The sequence below is a fragment of the Methanolobus sp. ZRKC5 genome (genome assembly GCF_038446525.1).
Classification (GTDB): domain Archaea; phylum Halobacteriota; class Methanosarcinia; order Methanosarcinales; family Methanosarcinaceae; genus Methanolobus.
Map to the genome: position 1 here is coordinate 3,009,905 of NZ_CP151792.1, position 17,654 is coordinate 3,027,558.

Annotated in this window: 16 protein-coding genes; 9 read left to right on the plus strand and 7 right to left on the minus strand. The window is 39.9% G+C overall.

Translation table 11 applies throughout. The annotated features are described in order from the left end of the window. Window positions 1-110 precede the first annotated feature (110 nt). Window positions 111-620 carry a hypothetical protein gene (locus WN948_RS14510; RefSeq protein ID WP_342304881.1) on the minus strand — a complete coding sequence of 170 codons (510 nt, stop codon included), beginning with the start codon at window positions 618-620 and terminating at the stop codon, window positions 111-113. Between the two features lie 223 nt (window positions 621-843). On the opposite strand from WN948_RS14510, the gene WN948_RS14515 reads away from it, so the two are divergent. Further along, window positions 844-2,106, plus strand: coding sequence for a diaminopimelate decarboxylase (locus WN948_RS14515; RefSeq protein WP_342304882.1), 1,263 nt, complete (start codon window positions 844-846; stop codon window positions 2,104-2,106). 522 nt (window positions 2,107-2,628) lie between these two features. Beyond that, the gene (locus WN948_RS14520) at window positions 2,629-3,099 is read left to right on the plus strand and encodes a VTT domain-containing protein (RefSeq protein WP_342304883.1); all 471 of its coding nucleotides are present in this window, start codon (window positions 2,629-2,631) and stop codon (window positions 3,097-3,099) included. Window positions 3,100-3,275: 176 nt separating this feature from the next. On the opposite strand, the gene WN948_RS14525 is transcribed toward WN948_RS14520, so the two are convergent. Beyond that, a protein-coding gene (locus WN948_RS14525) for an IS1 family transposase (RefSeq protein ID WP_342303728.1) occupies window positions 3,276-3,958 on the minus strand; the annotation gives its coding sequence in 2 pieces (ribosomal slippage) (window positions 3,276-3,629 and window positions 3,632-3,958; 681 coding nt in all). An 86-nt stretch (window positions 3,959-4,044) separates the two neighbouring features. Between WN948_RS14525 and WN948_RS14530 the strand changes: the two genes are divergently transcribed. Together WN948_RS14530 and cdhA are read left to right on the plus strand one after the other, a co-directional pair. Continuing rightward, window positions 4,045-4,557: a nitroreductase family protein gene (locus WN948_RS14530; RefSeq protein WP_342304884.1), complete on the plus strand. Its 513-nt coding sequence runs from the start codon at window positions 4,045-4,047 to the stop codon at window positions 4,555-4,557. 760 nt (window positions 4,558-5,317) lie between these two features. After that, a complete protein-coding gene (cdhA, locus tag WN948_RS14535) occupies window positions 5,318-7,723 on the plus strand; it encodes a CO dehydrogenase/acetyl-CoA synthase complex subunit alpha (protein ID WP_342304885.1) in 2,406 nt (801 codons plus the stop codon). 552 nt (window positions 7,724-8,275) lie between these two features. Here cdhA and WN948_RS14540 read toward each other — a convergent pair. Both WN948_RS14540 and WN948_RS14545 read right to left on the minus strand, forming a co-directional pair. Continuing rightward, window positions 8,276-8,476 carry a transcriptional regulator gene (locus tag WN948_RS14540; protein ID WP_342304886.1) on the minus strand — a complete coding sequence of 67 codons (201 nt, stop codon included), beginning with the start codon at window positions 8,474-8,476 and terminating at the stop codon, window positions 8,276-8,278. Window positions 8,477-8,562: 86 nt separating this feature from the next. After that, entirely contained in the window at window positions 8,563-8,979 is a 417-nt protein-coding gene (locus WN948_RS14545; protein WP_342304887.1) for an HIT family protein, read from the minus strand. 589 nt (window positions 8,980-9,568) lie between these two features. On the opposite strand from WN948_RS14545, the gene WN948_RS14550 reads away from it, so the two are divergent. After that, complete coding sequence (locus tag WN948_RS14550) at window positions 9,569-9,991, plus strand: hypothetical protein (RefSeq protein ID WP_342304888.1); 423 nt, start codon at window positions 9,569-9,571, stop codon at window positions 9,989-9,991. Window positions 9,992-10,190: 199 nt separating this feature from the next. Continuing rightward, window positions 10,191-10,472, plus strand: a complete 282-nt coding sequence (locus WN948_RS14555; RefSeq protein WP_342304889.1) for a transcriptional regulator FilR1 domain-containing protein — start codon at window positions 10,191-10,193, stop codon at window positions 10,470-10,472. A 68-nt stretch (window positions 10,473-10,540) separates the two neighbouring features. Here WN948_RS14555 and WN948_RS14560 read toward each other — a convergent pair whose 3' ends face one another. Both WN948_RS14560 and WN948_RS14565 read right to left on the minus strand, forming a co-directional pair. After that, entirely contained in the window at window positions 10,541-10,849 is a 309-nt protein-coding gene (locus WN948_RS14560) for an EthD family reductase (RefSeq protein WP_342304890.1), read from the minus strand. A 270-nt stretch (window positions 10,850-11,119) separates the two neighbouring features. After that, entirely contained in the window at window positions 11,120-13,069 is a 1,950-nt protein-coding gene (locus tag WN948_RS14565; RefSeq protein ID WP_342304891.1) for a VIT and VWA domain-containing protein, read from the minus strand. Between the two features lie 241 nt (window positions 13,070-13,310). On the opposite strand from WN948_RS14565, the gene WN948_RS14570 reads away from it, so the two are divergent. Beyond that, the gene (locus WN948_RS14570; protein ID WP_342304892.1) at window positions 13,311-14,009 is read left to right on the plus strand and encodes a hypothetical protein; all 699 of its coding nucleotides are present in this window, start codon (window positions 13,311-13,313) and stop codon (window positions 14,007-14,009) included. A gap of 377 nt (window positions 14,010-14,386) precedes the next feature. Here the strand turns inward: WN948_RS14570 and WN948_RS14575 are convergent, their stop codons facing one another. Beyond that, window positions 14,387-15,160, minus strand: a complete 774-nt coding sequence (locus tag WN948_RS14575; protein ID WP_342304893.1) for a carbon-nitrogen hydrolase family protein — start codon at window positions 15,158-15,160, stop codon at window positions 14,387-14,389. Between the two features lie 300 nt (window positions 15,161-15,460). Here WN948_RS14575 and sfsA point away from each other — a divergent pair, with 300 nt between their 5' ends. Together sfsA and WN948_RS14585 are read left to right on the plus strand one after the other, a co-directional pair. Next, window positions 15,461-16,258 (plus strand): DNA/RNA nuclease SfsA, encoded by a 798-nt coding sequence (gene sfsA, locus WN948_RS14580; RefSeq protein WP_342304894.1) that lies wholly within the window; start codon window positions 15,461-15,463, stop codon window positions 16,256-16,258. Next, window positions 16,255-17,652 (plus strand): sodium:alanine symporter family protein, encoded by a 1,398-nt coding sequence (locus WN948_RS14585; protein ID WP_342304895.1) that lies wholly within the window; start codon window positions 16,255-16,257, stop codon window positions 17,650-17,652. Before sfsA ends, WN948_RS14585 begins: the two co-directional genes overlap by 4 nt. Window positions 17,653-17,654: the final 2 nt, after the last annotated feature.

A 17,654-nucleotide genomic window follows, 5' to 3' on the forward strand; every position in this document is an offset into this window, starting at 1 on the left:
TGTTCAACGCCGAAGCTAAGTGAAAAATAATCGGGAATAGAATAGAAGCATTCAAAATGGTAGGATCGAATTAAAAAAGAATTAAAAGACCAGAATATAAAAAATGCCGCTTATTCTGTAGCAGCAGCATTTTCAAACGCAAGTTCGAGTACACCGTTCTTGTAGCATACTGCCATGCTTGCCGGATCTACATTGCAGGGAAGGTCTATGACTCTGGAATAACCTGTACCGCTGGTAATTACAGTTATTTCCACATGCGATTCATAAGCGTGATATTCCACACAATCTTCTTCAACCCCGAGGTCTGCCAGCAGGAATACTTTATTTTCTGCTTCAAAGATATCTATGAAAGGTTCCTGGTTGAATATGTAGAAATCCCCTTCGCTCTCATCTTCATCTTCGTAGTCGAAAGGTTCAGCCCCGGTTTGACCCTTAAAGCCAAATATTGTTGGTTTTTTCCCTGGCTGGTTGATTATTGTAAAACCATGTATCACAGGCTTAGTATTATTTTCATTGAGACTGGCGGAGAACAATTTCATTATGTGCTCTATCAGTTCATCAATACTTGTGATCTTATCATGCGAGTCGTCATCACTGGCGTAATGATCCTTGTCATTCATTCCTATATCCTCTTTTCTACAATCTCAGGTATTCGTAAACTGTCCTTTTCGAATCGGTCCGAAACCATATAACCCCTAATTGTTTTATTATATGCGAACAAGTCATATAAATATTCTGCGTTCTAAAAAAGACAGGAATGTAATACCATTTTGATACTTTTCCAATCAACTATTTATTTGTGGACCGAGTTTTAAGGAACCAGACAATTAAAGAGGGAGACCAATGGTGTCAAAACAAGTTCCATTCACAAAGGAAAAGATTACAGAGGTAATTGAAAAGTATCCTACTCCTTTCCATATATATGATGAGAAGGGAATAATTGAGAATGCAAGAAAGATCAAGGAAGCATTCAGCATTGTCAATGGATTCAAGGAATACTTTGCTGTAAAGGCCCTTCCAAATCCGTATATCATGAAACTGCTCAAGGCTGAGGGCTTCGGAGCTGACTGCAGTTCCCTTCCCGAGCTCATGCTTGCGGAAAATACAGGTATAGTTGGTGAAGATATCATGTTCAGTTCCAATGATACTCCTGAAGAGGAATTCATCAAGGCAAAGGAGCTTGGAGCTATCATCAACCTTGATGATATCAATCACATTGAGTATCTTGAAGAGACTGCCGGACTACCTGAGATCGTCTGTTGCCGTTACAACCCCGGTCCACTTAAGGAAGGAAATGCCATTATCGGTAATCCCGAGGAAGCAAAATACGGTTTTACAAGGGAGCAGCTTTTTGAAGGCTACCAGATGATGAAAGAAAAAGGTGTCAAAAGGTTTGGGCTGCATACAATGGTGGCTTCAAACGAATTGGACCCTGAGTATTTCATTGAAACTGCAAAAATACTCTTCGAGCTGATAGCTGAACTTTCAAGGGACCTGGGTATCAAATTCGAGTTCGTGAACCTTGGCGGTGGAATAGGGATACCATACAGGCCTGAACAGGAACCAGTGCCTTATGATGTTATTGCAAAAGGTGTCAGCAAGGCTTATGACGAGATCATCAGGGCAAATGATTTGCATCCGCTGCAGATATTCCTGGAATGCGGAAGGGTAATCACCGGACCATACGGATATCTTGTAACCAGTGTGCGTCACATGAAACATATCTACAAGGACTACGTGGGTACCGATGCATGCATGACAAATCTCATGCGTCCGGCTTTGTATGGTGCTTACCACCATATTACCGTTCTTGGAAAGGAAAACATAGAAGCTTCACAGCTTTACGATGTCACAGGTTCTCTCTGTGAGAACAACGACAAGTTTGCCATTGACAGAATGCTGCCTGAAGTCACCAGAGGTGATATCCTTGTGATCCACGATGCAGGGGCTCATGGTCATGCAATGGGTTTTAACTATAATGGAAAACTGAGGTCAGCAGAGATACTCCTTAGACCCGATGGAAGTTTTGTGCAGATAAGACGGGCTGAAACACTGGATGATTATTTTGCTACGCTGGATGTTTCAGGACTTTATGACTTTGAATGAATACTCCGGTATTCATTTGTTCTCTATTTTTTAACTTTGTGTTTTTCTCAGATCTTTTCTGATCATATGATAGGTATGCAAATTGAGACTTCCTGGGCTTCAAGGACACTTCGGCAACGACATGATTTATTTACCAGTAGCTGTTCAATTTATTACGAGGTCAAATGACGATAAAAAGTAAAAAAATGTTCCCAGCAAAAAGAAACGATTGTGAAATGGGAAAATGCTCTAGTTCTAATGATAAAAGAAATATTAAGATCATTGGGTCAATTATCCTATTCGTAGTCTTATGGTCGATTCTTCTTTTGTAACTATTCAGCCTGGCACGATTTGCCTATTGGTACTGATTTCATCGAAATAGAGATGTCTGCTCACTAACAATCTAACAATCAAAAAAGCAATCAATAGCAACAATCAAAATAAATGATCCTAATGAAATTTACGTTTCAACTTTTTGTCAAGATTGTTATTGATAGCGTTTTTATCAGGCTGAATAGTTACCTTCTTTTTTATTATCCTCCCGTGGAAATCGTTGAAAGACTGGGAGTTCGTAATGTTTACATTTTTATCTTCCTAATGTCTCTGATAGGTGGTGTTTCCACATTTACCTCTACCACATTTTACACGGCACTTATCGCGATTTCTTTTGGTGGAGTTAATTCTTTGTGGTTCTCTTTAGTTGCAAGTGCAGGTCTTACTTTTGGAGATATGTTGTTCTATTATCTGGGTATAAAGTGTAAAAAATGCATTAAGGGTAAGTCTGAGGTTTACGTTTCCCACCTGACAAAGCGCATGAAAAAGTTAGATGACAGGATAATCATGCTGCTCATATTCTTTTACTCATTATCTCCTCTTCCAAGTGATATAATTGCAATAGCACTTGCAATAGTGGGGTTTCCATTCAAAAAAATGATAATTCCATTGTTTATGGGAAATTTTGCACTTATTCTTATGATTCTGGAAATTTCAAAATTGGGATATAGTCTCATCTGATGCTATTGAAATATTATCTTCATTTTTCACTCCGAAATTGTATTAGCAATCTGAAAATATTTTCAGAACACATTGCTGATCCATATATTCATTGTCCCACTGGCAAAGAGCACTTGAATCAAAGTTTTTGAGTGAAACTTTAAGTAGTTTTACATCAAATTCTTTTTTGGGCATTGTTAATTAAACATAGCTAGTTCTTTATTCCTATATTTCATCAAGAGCAAAACGGAGATTTTTAGCATTTCAAGACTTTTAGTATAACACTTTGACTTTCTCCTTAGTCTTGCCAGGAAATGCCTAAATATGCTGTTGTATCCTTCAACAGTATATGTTTCTGCTTTTGATCGAGTATGGATGTTTCTGGGGACTAACTTGGCATATGCCCTCCAATAATCCGTCATTACTTCCCCAACCTCTTTTGTCTTTAACTTTTTCCAGAGTTTTTGTCCTGTTTTTGTTCCTCTGCTGCCAAAAGAGCAATCGATGAATTTCTTCCCATATCTATCAACAGCAATCCATATCCAGCAGTAGTTTTTTTATTCCCAATATAAGTATGCATCTCGTCCAATTCCACAACAGAAATCTCATTTTCACTTTTTAGATCCTCTAATTCACTACCAAATTTTCGAATCCATTTTTGAACAGAAACATGACTAACGCCCAAAAAACGTCCAATTGAACGAAATCCCAACCCCTCCAGATAGAGTTGTAAAGCCTGTCGCTTAACAGATACGGGGCTAGCGGTGGATTTTATATCTACTGAATAGTTGTATCCACAATCATGGCATTTGTAGCGTTGTCGACCATCAATCCTACCGTTCTTCTTATGACTGGAACTCTTACACTTTGGACAATTCATATATAAAAAGAGGCCATCATATTATATAACGATGTTTAATTACCAAAGCCCTTTTTTGTTATATTTTAATTGGAATGGGATTTAACATGGAAGTTTTAGAAGCTATTCACACACGTAGAAGTATCAGGAAGTACACAGAAGAACCTGTATCTGATGAAATGGTAAAGAAATTGCTGTCTGCCGCTATGAATGCGCCTTCAGCAATTAACGAACAGGCCTGGGCATTTGTGGTGATAGATGACAGAAAACTGCTCGATGAGATCCCTGAATATAGTCCCTACGCAGCTATGTGCCGTGGGGCTCCCCTTGCAATCCTTGTATGTGGGGACACGAGTCAGGAAAAGGCTCCTGGATTCTGGGTACAGGATTGTTCGGCAGCCATACAGAACATTTTGCTTGCTGCTCATGCACTGGGACTTGGTGCTGTCTGGACAGGTTCCTATCCAATGGAAGATCGTGTAGAAGGTTTCAGAAAAGCTTTCGCACTACCAGAAAAAGTAATTCCTCTGGGACTGGTTGTTATTGGTCATCCAGCTCAGGAAGTAGCTCCTGCGGACAGGTACATTGAGAGTAAAGTTTACTATAACAGGTATGGGTAAACCTAAACATAAAGTTATAAATATGGAATAATAAATGTAACTATTCAGCCTGATAAAAACACTATCAATAGCAATCTTGACAAAAAGTTGAGACCTACATTTTATTAGGATCATTAATTTTGATTGTTGCCATTGATTGCTTTTTTGATTCTTAGGTTGTTAGTGAGCAAACATCTCCGTTTTGATTAAATCAGTATCAATAGGCTAATTGTGGTAGGCTGAATAGTTACTAATAAATTTCCATTTTTTCTTTACATCATTTTTAATTGTTTGAAACTTACATTTTCATGAGTATCATGGAACTCCGGGCTGATTATTAGATAAGAGTTCAGCATTTCATAGGCTGACTCAAATGCAGACGTTGAATTATTATTGAGCAGTAGTCTTCCATAAATGTTCCTGAATATATCAAATTCTTTTTTAGTAAGTATCAAATCAAGTGAATCATCGTTTTACCTTTTCATACTGCAACATCCACGACCTCTGGCATAATGTTGTTGAATTGTAATTGAGCAGGAGGATGAATTATGACTTGTATATCGTAATCATGTCCTGTAGTATATAGGTAAAAGCATACTACATGAATAATCATTATAAACAGCAGTAATGTTATATGCGATGACTGTTTGGTTATATATGAGGTCTTCATAGTAGTGCAAATGACCTAGACATAAACAGCTATTGATACGTTTTTAATATTTCATAACACTGATTTTTGGCCTAACCAATAAACCACTGGGAGAATAAGGGGTAAGGAATAATGAGTAAGCTAACTTCAGGTAAGATTTCCATCGAAGACTTGGAAAACGTTCAGATCAATGTTAGTAACATTGTAGGAGCTATCGAAAAGGAGATTGAAGATAAAGGAGAGGGTGGACCAACACCAAAACCCGGAATAGCAGCATTGAGAGCCTGGGATTTTAAACTGCTTGATCGGTACGAACCTGTGTATACACCGACCTCCGACCAATGCAGCTACTGTACATTCGGTACATGTGATCTGACTGGTAATAAAGAAGGAGCTTGTGGCATCAATCTGGAAGGTCAGACCGCGCGGGAGTTCCTGTTTAGTACGATAGTAGGAGCCGCGGCCCACTCTGCACACGGACGTCACCTTCTTCATTATTTGATTGAAAAATTCGGCAGGGATTATCCCATTGATGTGGGGCTATCTAACATCAAAGCACCTAACACCCAGACTGTCACAGGATACAAACCAGAAACAATCGGTGATCTTGAAGCGGTGCTGGTGTATGTAGAAGAACAGCTAACTCAGCTTATAGCAACAATCCATATGGGCCAGGAAGGTGAAGCTATCGATTTCGAGTCAAAAGCCCTACACGCCGGGATGCTCGACCATGTGGGAATGGAAGTATCTGATATCGCACAGATCTCATGTCTGGGATTCCCAAAGGGAGAGCCTGAAACACCTCTTGCAGAGATAGGGATGGGAACTATCGATTCCACAAAACCTGTCCTGATAGTTATAGGGCACAATATGGCGGGTGTTTCCAATATAATTGATTACATGGAAGATCATGATATTCTTGATAAGATAGAACTTGGTGGACTGTGCTGTACCGCCCTTGACATGACCCGCTATAAGACAGAGGGCGGGAAAGCCCCAAAAGCAAAGATAGTCAGTACCCTTGCCAAACAGCTGAAGATGATACGTTCAGGTGTTCCGGATGTCGTTGTTGTTGATGAGCAGTGTGTGCGTGCCGATGTCCTCAGAGAGGCACAGAAGCTCATGATTCCTGTGATCACCACCAATGCAAAAATAATGTATGGCCTTCCGGACAGGTCAGATGACAGTGTAGATGAAGTCCTTAATGATCTGGCCAGTGGAAAGGAGCCGGGTGCGCTCATGCTTGACTTTGATAAGCTTGGAGAGCTGGCACCACGTCTTGTGCAAAAGATGGCGACCATACGCGACGAAAAGGGCATAAGGGGCCTCCCAACCGAAGACGAGTTCAAAGAACTTACGTCAAGATGTGTCCACTGCCTGGCATGTGAGCTTGCGTGTCCGACTAATCTGCCGATCAGCGATGCAATGACTGCTGCAGAAGGTGGAGATCTGGAACCATTTGAGCTACTCCGTGACAAATGTATAGGGTGTGGCAGATGCGACAATTCATGCCCAAAAGATATTCCTGTACTGAATGTGATCGAGAAGGCGGCACAGAAGATCATACGGGCAGAGATCGGAAAAGTAAGGGTTGGAAGAGGTCAGATCAGTGACCCTGAGATCCGAGAAGAGGGAGTAAACCTTGTACTTGGAACAACACCTGGCATCATTGCAATAGTGGGATGTTCGAACTATCCGGGTGGAACCAAGGATGTGTATGATATAGCAGATGAGATGCTTAAGAGGAATTACATTGTTCTGGTTTCAGGATGTTCGGGAATGGATGTTGGAATGTACAAGGATGAAGAGGGGCAGACCCTCTATGAGAAGTATCCGGCAAAGTTCCTCAAAGGCAACTTGATCAATATGGGTTCCTGTGTATCCAACTCCCATATTACGGCAGTTGCGATAAAAGTTGCAGCAATATTTGCACAGAGGGACATCACCGGCAACTACGAAGAGATCGCTGACTATATCCTGAATCGTGTGGGTGCAGTTGGGGTTGCATGGGGTGCCTATTCGCAGAAAGCTCTGTCCATTGGAACAGGCTGTAACAGACTGGGAATACCTGTAGTGCTCGGACCCCACGGCTCGAAATTCCGCAGGGCAATAATCGGTAAACCATATGATACGGACAAATGGAAAGTATACGATGCACGTAATGGTGAAGTGATGCCAATACCGCCTGCGCCTGAATACCTGCTGACAACGGTGGAGACTATTGAAGAGCTAATGCCAATGCTTGCCAAGAGCTGCATACGTCCGAGTGATAATAATATGGGTAGGATGATCAAACTCACTCATTATATTGAACTCAGCCAGAAGTATCTTGGAATAATGCCTGATGACTGGCATACTTTTGTCAGGACCGAAACAGACCTGCCTCTTGCAAAGCGTGGAGAACTTCTTAAGATGCTTGAAGAAGAACATGGATGGGAGATCGACTGGGACAAGAAGAAGATTCTCTCAGGTCCGTCTATGAAACTGGATGTTTCAGCCCAACCGACTAATCTAAAAAGACTTTGTAAGGAAGCATAATCTCCGGCTTACGGTACAATAAATATTCAGTATCCACAAAATATGGTGTAAAAAGCTTAGAGCCAACCTAGCTAAAGGTAGTTGCAAAACTGATGACCCAGAATTCCACATACACCGGATAATGGACTCAGTCGCTCCACTAAAAAACATTTGATAGACCTAAGAAGATGCCGATATTTTGAAGAATTTACGCAAATTGTGGCTTCGGAAGGTGTTGAATGAGCCCTTCGTCGTACTCATGCCTGCATTTTCATAAATCCTACTATAAGCTTTGAAATAGCGCCTGCTGAATATCTTCCATCTTAATCTTCTTCGTATTTTCTTTAAGGGGTATCACCTTATTTTTTGACCTTGGTAATTTTGGGATCTCAATGTAAAACGATTTGTAGAATGTACCAATGGTACTGATATATTTATCAAGTGTTCCCGGTGTAAGAGTTTTTTCAACATTACTTGGCTATTGAAATAACCATATTAAGCCAGGGATGATGGTTGAAAAATAAAAGTGGAATAAATCAATGTAAAAAATAGAATAAAAAGAGTAAAAAGGTTTTATTCACTTGGTTTTTCGTAGTCAGCATGTGCATAGAAGCATCTTTTAGGAGTACAGACCGCATCTGTGCTCTTGAGTTTCTTGAGTATTTTGCTGACCTCTTTGCTTTCAAGACCGGTTGCTTCTGCAATGTCACCAGGTCTGAGTGGTTTTGCTGCATCTTTAAGTGCATCAAGTACTTTCTGTTCATCGTCTGCCATATTTTATACTCCTGTAGTTGATCGTAATAAATGCAATAAATGTGATAGCTTTGATAGATACTAATGTAATAGGTAGAACGGTTATATTAATCGAATGACCTGCTTATTGTTTCAGCCAGTTCTGCAATGTTATCTGTTGAAGGATGCAACTCTACAATGGTATGCATGTTTCCTTCGCTATCTCCTGCACGTCTGGGTATTATATGAACATGCACATGTGGTACAGTTTGTCCTGCAATCTCCCCGTTGTTGATGCCTATGTTCATTCCTTCCAGTCCAAGCGTTCTTTCTACGGTCTTTGCAACCTTGTTCACCGAAGTGAACAACGAAGCTGCATCTTTCTCCTCCATGTCCGTGAACCTATCAAAGTGCTGTTTCGGAAGAACAATTGTATGGCCTTCAGAACTGGGAAATATATCCAGGAAAGCATAAACAAATTCATCTTCATAAACCTTATTCGAAGGAATCTCGCCAGCAACGATCTTACAGAATAAACAATCCATATGTATCACCCTCTTTCTTTGATTGTTAGAATATTTAATTATTGTTGTTGAGATGGTTGAATGAACCTCAAAATGTACTTTGGACTCTGTAGAATTCCTCATTTTAACAATAAACACAATCTTGAAATAACCATAAGCTTTTCCCCTCTCCCCCAAACCCCCTCACCCTTTTTTTTTATTTACGGGAGCCTCCATGGTAACGACTTCCCCCTCCCTCATCATTTTACTCTATGATGTAAATTAAAGTTAGAGAACCCGCCCTTTTTTAATCAGAATAAAAAACGGGGTATATTTTGTTTTTTTTAAAAATGTTATTGGACTTTGTGTAAATTTGCATTATATAGAAAATAATGCTAAGGCTGGTCAACCATTTTGACTATTCTCGTCGGTGAATAGTGGAAAATTAGAGAAGTAGAGGCAAAACTTTATGCATAACAACTTAATATTAACATTCTAGCTTCACATAGTTCTAAAAACACACACATTTTGAACAGGATTTAGTGCACATAAAAAAAGTTTACTTGATATCGTTTTTAAGTCCGATAAAAGAAAGAATGTGCTCCTATTGTTACAAAATGAGCCCCAGAAAATGGAGATACTTCTTAAGTCTTTAAAAACAACCAGACAGGCTTTACTTCCGCAGACAAAAATTCTGGAAGAACAGCACCTCGTTTTTCATTACGATGATACTTATGAATTGACAAACATCGGAAAGCTGGTAGTTGACGAAATGGTTCCATTATTAGGGACAATTGAGGTTTTCGATAAAGACATTGTCTACTGGGGAAATCACAACGTTGACTTTATTCCGCCTCATCTGCTCAAAAGGATAAGTAAGATGAGAAATCATGAGATAATTAATCCTTCCCTGGCAGACATGTATACTGTTCATGAAAAGTTTAATGACAATTCCAGTCCGACAAAGTCTGTCTATGTGGTTACCGCACTTCTATATCCAGATTATCATAAAATAATCTCTGGATCGATTGAAAAAAAGATAGATTTTTTGTAACTATTCAGCCTGGCACGATTTGCCTATTGGTACTGATTTCATCGAAATAGAGATGTCTGCTCACTAACAATCTAACAATCAAAAAAGCAATCAATAGCAACAATCAAAATAAATGATCCTAATGAAATTTACGTTTCAACTTTTTGTCAAGATTGTTATTGATAGCGTTTTTATCAGGCTGAATAGTTACGATTTTTTTATGATTGTCTCAAAAGAGTTACTCGAAAAGATAAAACTACATCACTCTGTAGATTTTAAGAAATTCATTGAAAATGAGTATTTCAATTTTTATGTTTACACCAAAAAAATGGAGTTCTCGTTCTTTACATTTGATAATCACCACATACTTGCAAGTTTACAGACGAAAAACGGTGAGTTTGACAACAAACATATTCTATGTTCTACCAAAGATTCACTCAAATGGGGAAAAGAGCTCTTTGAGTACTGTTTGAAGGATTCTGTGTTGGTAAGTGAGCTGTGAATATTGTTTTAACGAATTTCATTTAAAAACTATATTAAAAAATACACTCTAAGTCTTGCTCACTATTGTTAACAAGGGAGAGTTTGTGTTATTGGCAAGAGTTTCACTTTATCTTCTGGAACGAATTTTAGTACATCATCAATCACGTTTTTCATTTCAGAAGAATTCATCACGGTGTCGAAGTCTGTACCCGATTTGAATTCTACTATACTAAATTGATAAAACACCCCGTCATCTAACTTTAAAATTTTACTATTATCCACAATATTTCCAAAATACTTATTAAACAAACTTAAATGTTCCTGATATCGCTTATCAAATTCTTCTGTATCCTCTGGCATTTGATACACTACGACAAAACCTATATTATCTGGCATTCCTACTCCCCCTTTACAATAACCCATAAATAATGTGCAAAGATGCTATGCATAGATAATATATATTTTAAGATACAATAAATTTTTGAATCTAAAATACTAAACATTATTACTGATATAGAATAAATACAAAGGTGTGTTAGGCAACTATATAATATTAGTCTAGAATTAATGTTTTAATAAAACTAGCATACACTTTTTTCATGTCGTATATATCTCTTTATCATTTAGAGAGGTTCAACCTGAACCTCTCCATCTAACACAAAAATTTCACTCACGTCTTTTTAACAACAACATCACTCCCACAACTCCCACAACAGCATACAATGTCTCAAATCCGGGTGATTCTGCTTCAGCTTCTTCAATGGGCATATCTTGGTCTTCACCTATTTCTGCTTCAATCATCTCCTCTTCCACAGGCATTTCTTCCATTACTTCATCTCCACCCTCGGAATCATCCACAACCATTTCCTCGTCTGCATACATATCGCCGGGAGGTGGACTGTTTACAGAATCAGTTTCCTCGATTTCAGGTATCTCTACAAAGAGCGAGGTGTATGGAGTCACAAATTCGAATTCCAGTGAGAGGTCGGTGACTGATGCAACAAGTTCGTCTGTTTCGCCTTCCACCTTGATCCTGTCAAGCAGATCGTTGATAGTTTCGTAAGCCCATAATCTTGGAATGAAGGAATTTTCCGATTTTGAAATTACTGTGAACTGGTTGTTGAATTTCTGGGTTCCTGAGCGGCTGGTCGCCTGTATCTCTGAGTTTATAGTATTGGTTCCTGTATTGTATTTACCCAGTACAATTGCGTCTGATCCTGCAAACAGGCTGCTTTCTACAGTGTTCACAATATCCGACACCTTTGCGTTGTAACTAAATTCTATATCTGTTATTAACGGGGTGGATATGGTTGCGTAGAAATCGCTGATACTTTCTTCTGCACTATTGGTGGAGGTGAAACGCTCTGCTTTGCCGTTGTTCTCCAAACTCAGCACCCTCAGGTACTCATAATACTCCTCACGTTCGATCCCAAAAGCAATGGTGAATGTGGAAACTTCTGCCTTGTTAGCTTCCATGACATTCTCACGGATAACATACGTGGAAGTAACACCGGAAGTTGGTTCGCCATCGGTGAGAAATACAATGATCGGGACATTCTCGCTTTTAGTACTGAACATTCCAAGTGCAGTCACCAGTGCATCATTGATATTTGTGCCACCATCGGCTCTTAAGCTGTCCACGAATTCGATGGAATCTTTTCTGGAACTTGCATTAGCCTCCATCAGTTGTTCCGAATAAGTGTGCACTTCACTGTCAAAGAAGATCACATTGTAGCGGTCGTTGGATGGCAGACCATAGATGATATCCGAAAACACACTCTTGACCTGGTTCATCTTTTCTCCTTCCATGGAGCCGGATTTGTCAATCACAAAGATGATGTCCTTGCTAAGTGCTGTTGTACCCAGGTCTTCTTCAGTTGGGGAGAATATGTGCATCATATAACCCTGACCGGCTGTCTCGTAAAATAGCATATCTCCGTTTAGTTCTGGGTCATTGGTAGTGAAAATGATATTAAGATCTGAATTAGGCATGGAGTCTGAATTATATGTTACTTGTCCGTTGGTGGATGAGATATATTCTACATTAGCTCCGTCAAATCCGGAAGTTTCCAGACTGAGTATTTTGTTCACAGAATTGATGTCCACATTTAAGGATAGGTTGTCCACATTGTGGTAACTTCGAAGCGGCTGAGTGTATTCATATTCCCCAAGGGTCTTTTTCAACGCCTGCTCGTAGGTCAGCCTGACGATAATACTCTGATGAGGTTCAAAGTTCAATGCGTAGCTGAACCTGTCCTTGCCTGCATCTGTCAGTAGTCCTGCTGATTTTCCTTCAGACACGGCTTCCTCGAATTCTTCTGCAGCCTGTCCTTTTGGAAGCACCTCGGAGTTGTATTCCTCACCATCGATCATCAGGGTAAAACCTGATATGAATGCCTCTTCTGATTTGAATATACTGAAATCGTCATAGGCTGATTCATCTTCGTTGCTTGTGATTTTTTGCTCTACGGTAGTTACTGCGTATCCGTTGTTGATATCAACATCAATGTTCATGTAATCGATCGATGCAGTGGCAATTGCTGGTGAGGCTGCTAACAAGATTGCTAAAAGAATGGCTAATGGCAGACAAATTTGTTTACTTACTCCTGTTTTCATTTAGACTCCCCCTGATAACAATTCTGGCAACTTGCTGAAAGTCCTGTTTTTGAATTGCTATTCGGTCTGTTATGCCTCACAATATAGAATTTTTACTACATAAACCTAGTGAATTTAAACAGTAGTACAGAATGAACACTTTTTTCACAGGTTTTGAATCCAGTTCTTCTTTATTTCAGGTACATACTTTCAAATTTCATGGACATAGTCCTTTTAAACCTGACATAACTACTGCTTAATTATGAGAGTGGATACTAAAAAGCGGGATGGAAAACAGATTCTCTTAGTTGCTGCAACGATCCTGATCGCTCTACTGCTTTCAAACCTGTCACTGGCAGGCGTTGTGGATGTCATAAAGGATGAATTGGATGAACATGATATCTTAAGCTCTCTGACAGACAAAAACACAGATGAGGGTAAATCAATATCTGCAACATCACCACAAACCCACAAGTCTGGTTCAAGCTCAAGTTCAAACTCGAATTATGATTCCGGTTCATCTGCTTCTCAAACACAGACCGCAAATACACAATCTATCGAAGGAGCTTATGCAAAACCTGTAAAACCCGATCTTTACAGCGAAATGCAGAGGTATGTCGGGTATTACAATAACGGCATTGATGAAGTCCCCGATGTGGTCAAAAAGGTTGCAGGAAATGATGTTATCCTTCTTGATATTGCACAGAATGATAACACCAACCTGAAGATAAAAGCCGTCACAAAAGATGGTGTCATCACAGAGTTCCAAAAAGTTTCTTCAAGCAGCGGAATCGACCCCACAGTATCCGTTTTAACCGATGAGACTACTATAAAGGCAATACTTCACAGTGATGACCCCACGAGTCAGTTGTCATCTTCACTTAATAGTGGCACTCTTGATATTGAATGCAAGGGATTTTTGAAGAAAGCTGCAGTTTCAGCGCTGAAAGCTTTTGCTTGATTTTTTGTAACTATTCAGCCTGATAAAAACACTATCAATAGCAATCTTGACAAAAAGTTGAGACCTACATTTTATTAGGATCATTAATTTTGATTGTTGCCATTGATTGCTTTTTTGATTCTTAGGTTGTTAGTGAGCAAACATCTCCGTTTTGATTAAATCAGTATCAATAGGCTAATTGTGGTAGGCTGAATAGTTACGATTTTTTTTGTTTTTTTGTGGGTCAGAATGGTATTCTCTAAGATACGTTCCATTATATGAAGACAAATATTAAGGATGATAAACCGTTTATTTTGAATAAACACATTCATTAGCGATTAAATCAATGAGATCAATTTGTTGAGAACGCTAAAGTTGATTTAAAAAATCAATGTTTTTTAATCAATTACATTGCGAGGATATGTAAGTTTAGCGGCATATGTTGCGCTTAAATCAAGTTCGAGAGTTAAAAATGGATGTTTATGTGAGTTTGTCCCCAAAACAGTTCCATTCTCTGGTTCGATAATCCAACCGTTGCCTCCCCATTTAAAAGAATCTCCATCTCCATAACTGAAGTTTGAAGATAAGCAATAGGCTCCTGACACCACCGCCGCAGTCCTGCCTCCTGCAATCCATTTGTCGACTGAACTAATATCTGTCGCTCGGGGACAAACAAGTAACTCGATATTTTGTTTGGCATATTCACGGGCATGAAAATTGAACCACAACTCTGTGCATATGAGAAATCCTATTCGTGCTCGTTCACTCTGAATTATGGTGAAATCCTTTTCTCCGCGCTCATACCAAGAAGCTTCCCAACACCATTCTTCATCTGGTAGATAGTATTTATGATGAACCGCCTTGTATCCTGCCACCTCATCCCAAACAAAAGCTTCATTCAAATGCTTCCTTTTGCTGATAACCGGTCGGGAACCCACAACTATTGCAGGTGCCAATTCTATTAAACGTGACATCCAAAGGTCATGAATTTCAACTGATTCTCGCCATACTTTTGCATCAATCTGGTTAGTTTGAGCAACCCAGCGATAAAATGGCATTTCAGGCAGTACCACCAACTCGCTCTCTTCAGATTTGACGTGGTCCACCAATTTTTGCCATTCGTCTTCAAATATGTCCATTTCATTTTTGAGTTCGCATACCGTTATTTTCATTCATTTATCCCTTCCTTAGAGAAGTTCTGTGGGAAATGATATTGTTTAGTACAAGACTAACAGGTATTATGAAACATTATAATCCCAGTATTGTCGAAAATCCAAGAATAGCCTCATATTTCTTATAAATCCTAAAACTTTAAAATAGTATCTGGAAATTATTTCAAATCAAAAATTAAAAAGTGTACACTTTTTACACGTCGTATATATCCTCAACTGAACGCTATGGGATTCTGATTTGCACTTATCAACTCTTTACATAATGTCTTTATTGAATACAAACACATCATAAACACAGGCATGACGGCAAAAATTCCAGTATCTTCCCAAACTCGCACAGAAGTCCTCCAAATCCAAACAGACACAGAAGCCATCCTCATAGAGCGACCAAACCGTTTCCTTGCAATCGTGGAAATAGATGACAGCGGTATCAAAAAACAGGAAAAAGCTCACGTACATGATCCCGGCAGGCTCATTGACATACTCTATCCGGGTAACAGGCTGCTTTTGAGGAAGGCTAGTAATCCTAACAGAAAGACCGGATGGGATGTAATTGCAGGCAGGATCGGGGATGAGTGGATACTTATCAACTCTGCATTTCACAGGCAGATTTCTCAGTGGGTGCTGGAGAATCAGGTTATTGATGAGTTGAAAGATATTGATAACATAATTCCTGAGCAGAAATTTGGTGACAGCAGGCTGGACTTTCTTCTTGAGACTAATGAAGTTGAGGGGGAGGAAAAGGGAAAGGAAAATGTAAAGCGTACGTGGGTTGAGGTTAAAGGCTGTACACTGGCGGAGAATAACATTGCTATGTTTCCGGATGCTCCAACGACCCGTGGCAAACGTCATCTTGAGGAACTCATACGTGCTGTGGACGAGGGAAATGATGCAGCGATCATCATTCTGGTTCTCAGGTCTGATGCAGGGTGTTTTACTCCTAACTGGAAGATCGATCCTGATTTCACAAAAACTATGATACAAGCGGTGGAAAAAGGTGTTATGATCTTCCCATTGCAGTTTATTTTTGAGAACAACAGTATTTACTATCTGTCGGAGATCCCGCTTTGCTTTGAAAAAACAGGGCTGGTTGAATGAGCTTTGTGGACTCCATATTGTCTACACTGAACTCAACTGAACTGCTCTCTTATCTCAAAGTAGTGGATGACTTCATTTGGGGTCCGCCTTTACTGCTATTGCTCGTTGGCACCGGTGTCTTTTTTACATTCAGTCTTGGTTTTATCCAGATAAAGCACCTGCCACTTGCTTTAAAATATGTATTTGGTCACCATAACGAAGAAAAAGGCTCAAAGGGGGATGTATCCAGTTTTGGTGCACTCACACTTGCACTTGCTGCGACCATAGGTACTGGAAACATAGTGGGTGTCGCCACAGCCATAAAAGTAGGCGGACCCGGAGCACTGTTCTGGATGTGGATGGCCGCATTCTTTGGAATGGCAACAAAGTATGCAGAATGTACTCTGGCTGTGAAGTACCGGACATTCGATGAGAACGGACAGGCAGCCGGCGGTCCCATGCACTACATCAAAAACGGTCTTGCGGACAAATCGTATAGTGGTATACTCTCAAAAGCCTTTGCCGTCTTTGGGATATTCGTGGGATGCATGGGTATTGGAACCTTCACACAGGTCAATGCCATTGTGGATTCAGTAAAGATAACCTTTGGATTTCCTGCCCTGCAAACTGCCATAGTGATCTCGCTACTGGTATTCCTCGTTACCATAGGAGGTGTGAAAAGCATCACCAGAGTTGCAGAATTCATAGTTCCATTCATGGCGATCGCCTACGTGCTCAGCTCCATTTTAATAATAGCACTGAACATCAGTTCCCTGCCTGCTGTTATCTCTCTTGTGATCCAGTCAGCTTTTAGCAGGACAGCAGCAACAGGTGGATTTCTGGGAGCTTCCATCATGATGGCGGTGCAATTTGGCATTGCCAGAGGTGTATTTTCCAATGAATCAGGACTTGGTAGTGCACCAATAGCAGCAGCAGCGGCAAAAGTGAAAAGTCCGGCAAAACAGGGTCTCATCTCCATGACCGGCACATTCTTTGACACAATAATCGTGTGCACAATGACTGGCATAGTCCTAATAATGACAGGTTCATGGAAAGGCGAACTTGCCGGTGCATACATGACCAATCAGGCTTATTCCAGCGTTCTGGGCATCGGTGGTTATGTAGTTGGTATCGGTTTGATGTTCTTTGCCTTCACAACCATCCTGGGATGGAACTATTATGCAGAAAGGTGTACGGAATTCCTTTTCGGAGTAAAAGCTATACTTCCCTTTAGGATGATCTATGTAGTTTTGGTCTTCATCGGTGCTTTCCTGACACTGGATGCGATATGGATACTGGCAGATATTTTCAACGGGCTCATGGCAATTCCAAATCTCATAGCACTGGCAGCACTTAGAAAAGTAGTGATATCAGAAACAAAAGATTATTTCAAATCTCTTGAATCTGAAAACTGAAA

Bases quoted from the DNA above. Each gene is read 5' to 3' on its own strand.
- WN948_RS14515 (WP_342304882.1), top strand. From the start codon at position 844: ATGGTGTCAAAACAAGTTCCATTCACAAAGGAAAAGATTACAGAGGTA.
- WN948_RS14550 (WP_342304888.1), top strand. From the start codon at position 9,569: ATGGAGATACTTCTTAAGTCTTTAAAAACAACCAGACAGGCTTTACTT.
- WN948_RS14585 (WP_342304895.1), top strand. From the start codon at position 16,255: ATGAGCTTTGTGGACTCCATATTGTCTACACTGAACTCAACTGAACTG.
- WN948_RS14555 (WP_342304889.1), top strand. From the start codon at position 10,191: ATGATTGTCTCAAAAGAGTTACTCGAAAAGATAAAACTACATCACTCT.
- WN948_RS14545 (WP_342304887.1), bottom strand. From the start codon at position 8,979: ATGGATTGTTTATTCTGTAAGATCGTTGCTGGCGAGATTCCTTCGAAT.
- cdhA (WP_342304885.1), top strand. From the start codon at position 5,318: ATGAGTAAGCTAACTTCAGGTAAGATTTCCATCGAAGACTTGGAAAAC.
- WN948_RS14530 (WP_342304884.1), top strand. From the start codon at position 4,045: ATGGAAGTTTTAGAAGCTATTCACACACGTAGAAGTATCAGGAAGTAC.
- WN948_RS14560 (WP_342304890.1), bottom strand. From the start codon at position 10,849: ATGCCAGATAATATAGGTTTTGTCGTAGTGTATCAAATGCCAGAGGAT.
- WN948_RS14565 (WP_342304891.1), bottom strand. From the start codon at position 13,069: ATGAAAACAGGAGTAAGTAAACAAATTTGTCTGCCATTAGCCATTCTT.
- WN948_RS14540 (WP_342304886.1), bottom strand. From the start codon at position 8,476: ATGGCAGACGATGAACAGAAAGTACTTGATGCACTTAAAGATGCAGCA.
- sfsA (WP_342304894.1), top strand. From the start codon at position 15,461: ATGACGGCAAAAATTCCAGTATCTTCCCAAACTCGCACAGAAGTCCTC.
- WN948_RS14570 (WP_342304892.1), top strand. From the start codon at position 13,311: ATGAGAGTGGATACTAAAAAGCGGGATGGAAAACAGATTCTCTTAGTT.
- WN948_RS14510 (WP_342304881.1), bottom strand. From the start codon at position 620: ATGAATGACAAGGATCATTACGCCAGTGATGACGACTCGCATGATAAG.
- WN948_RS14575 (WP_342304893.1), bottom strand. From the start codon at position 15,160: ATGAAAATAACGGTATGCGAACTCAAAAATGAAATGGACATATTTGAA.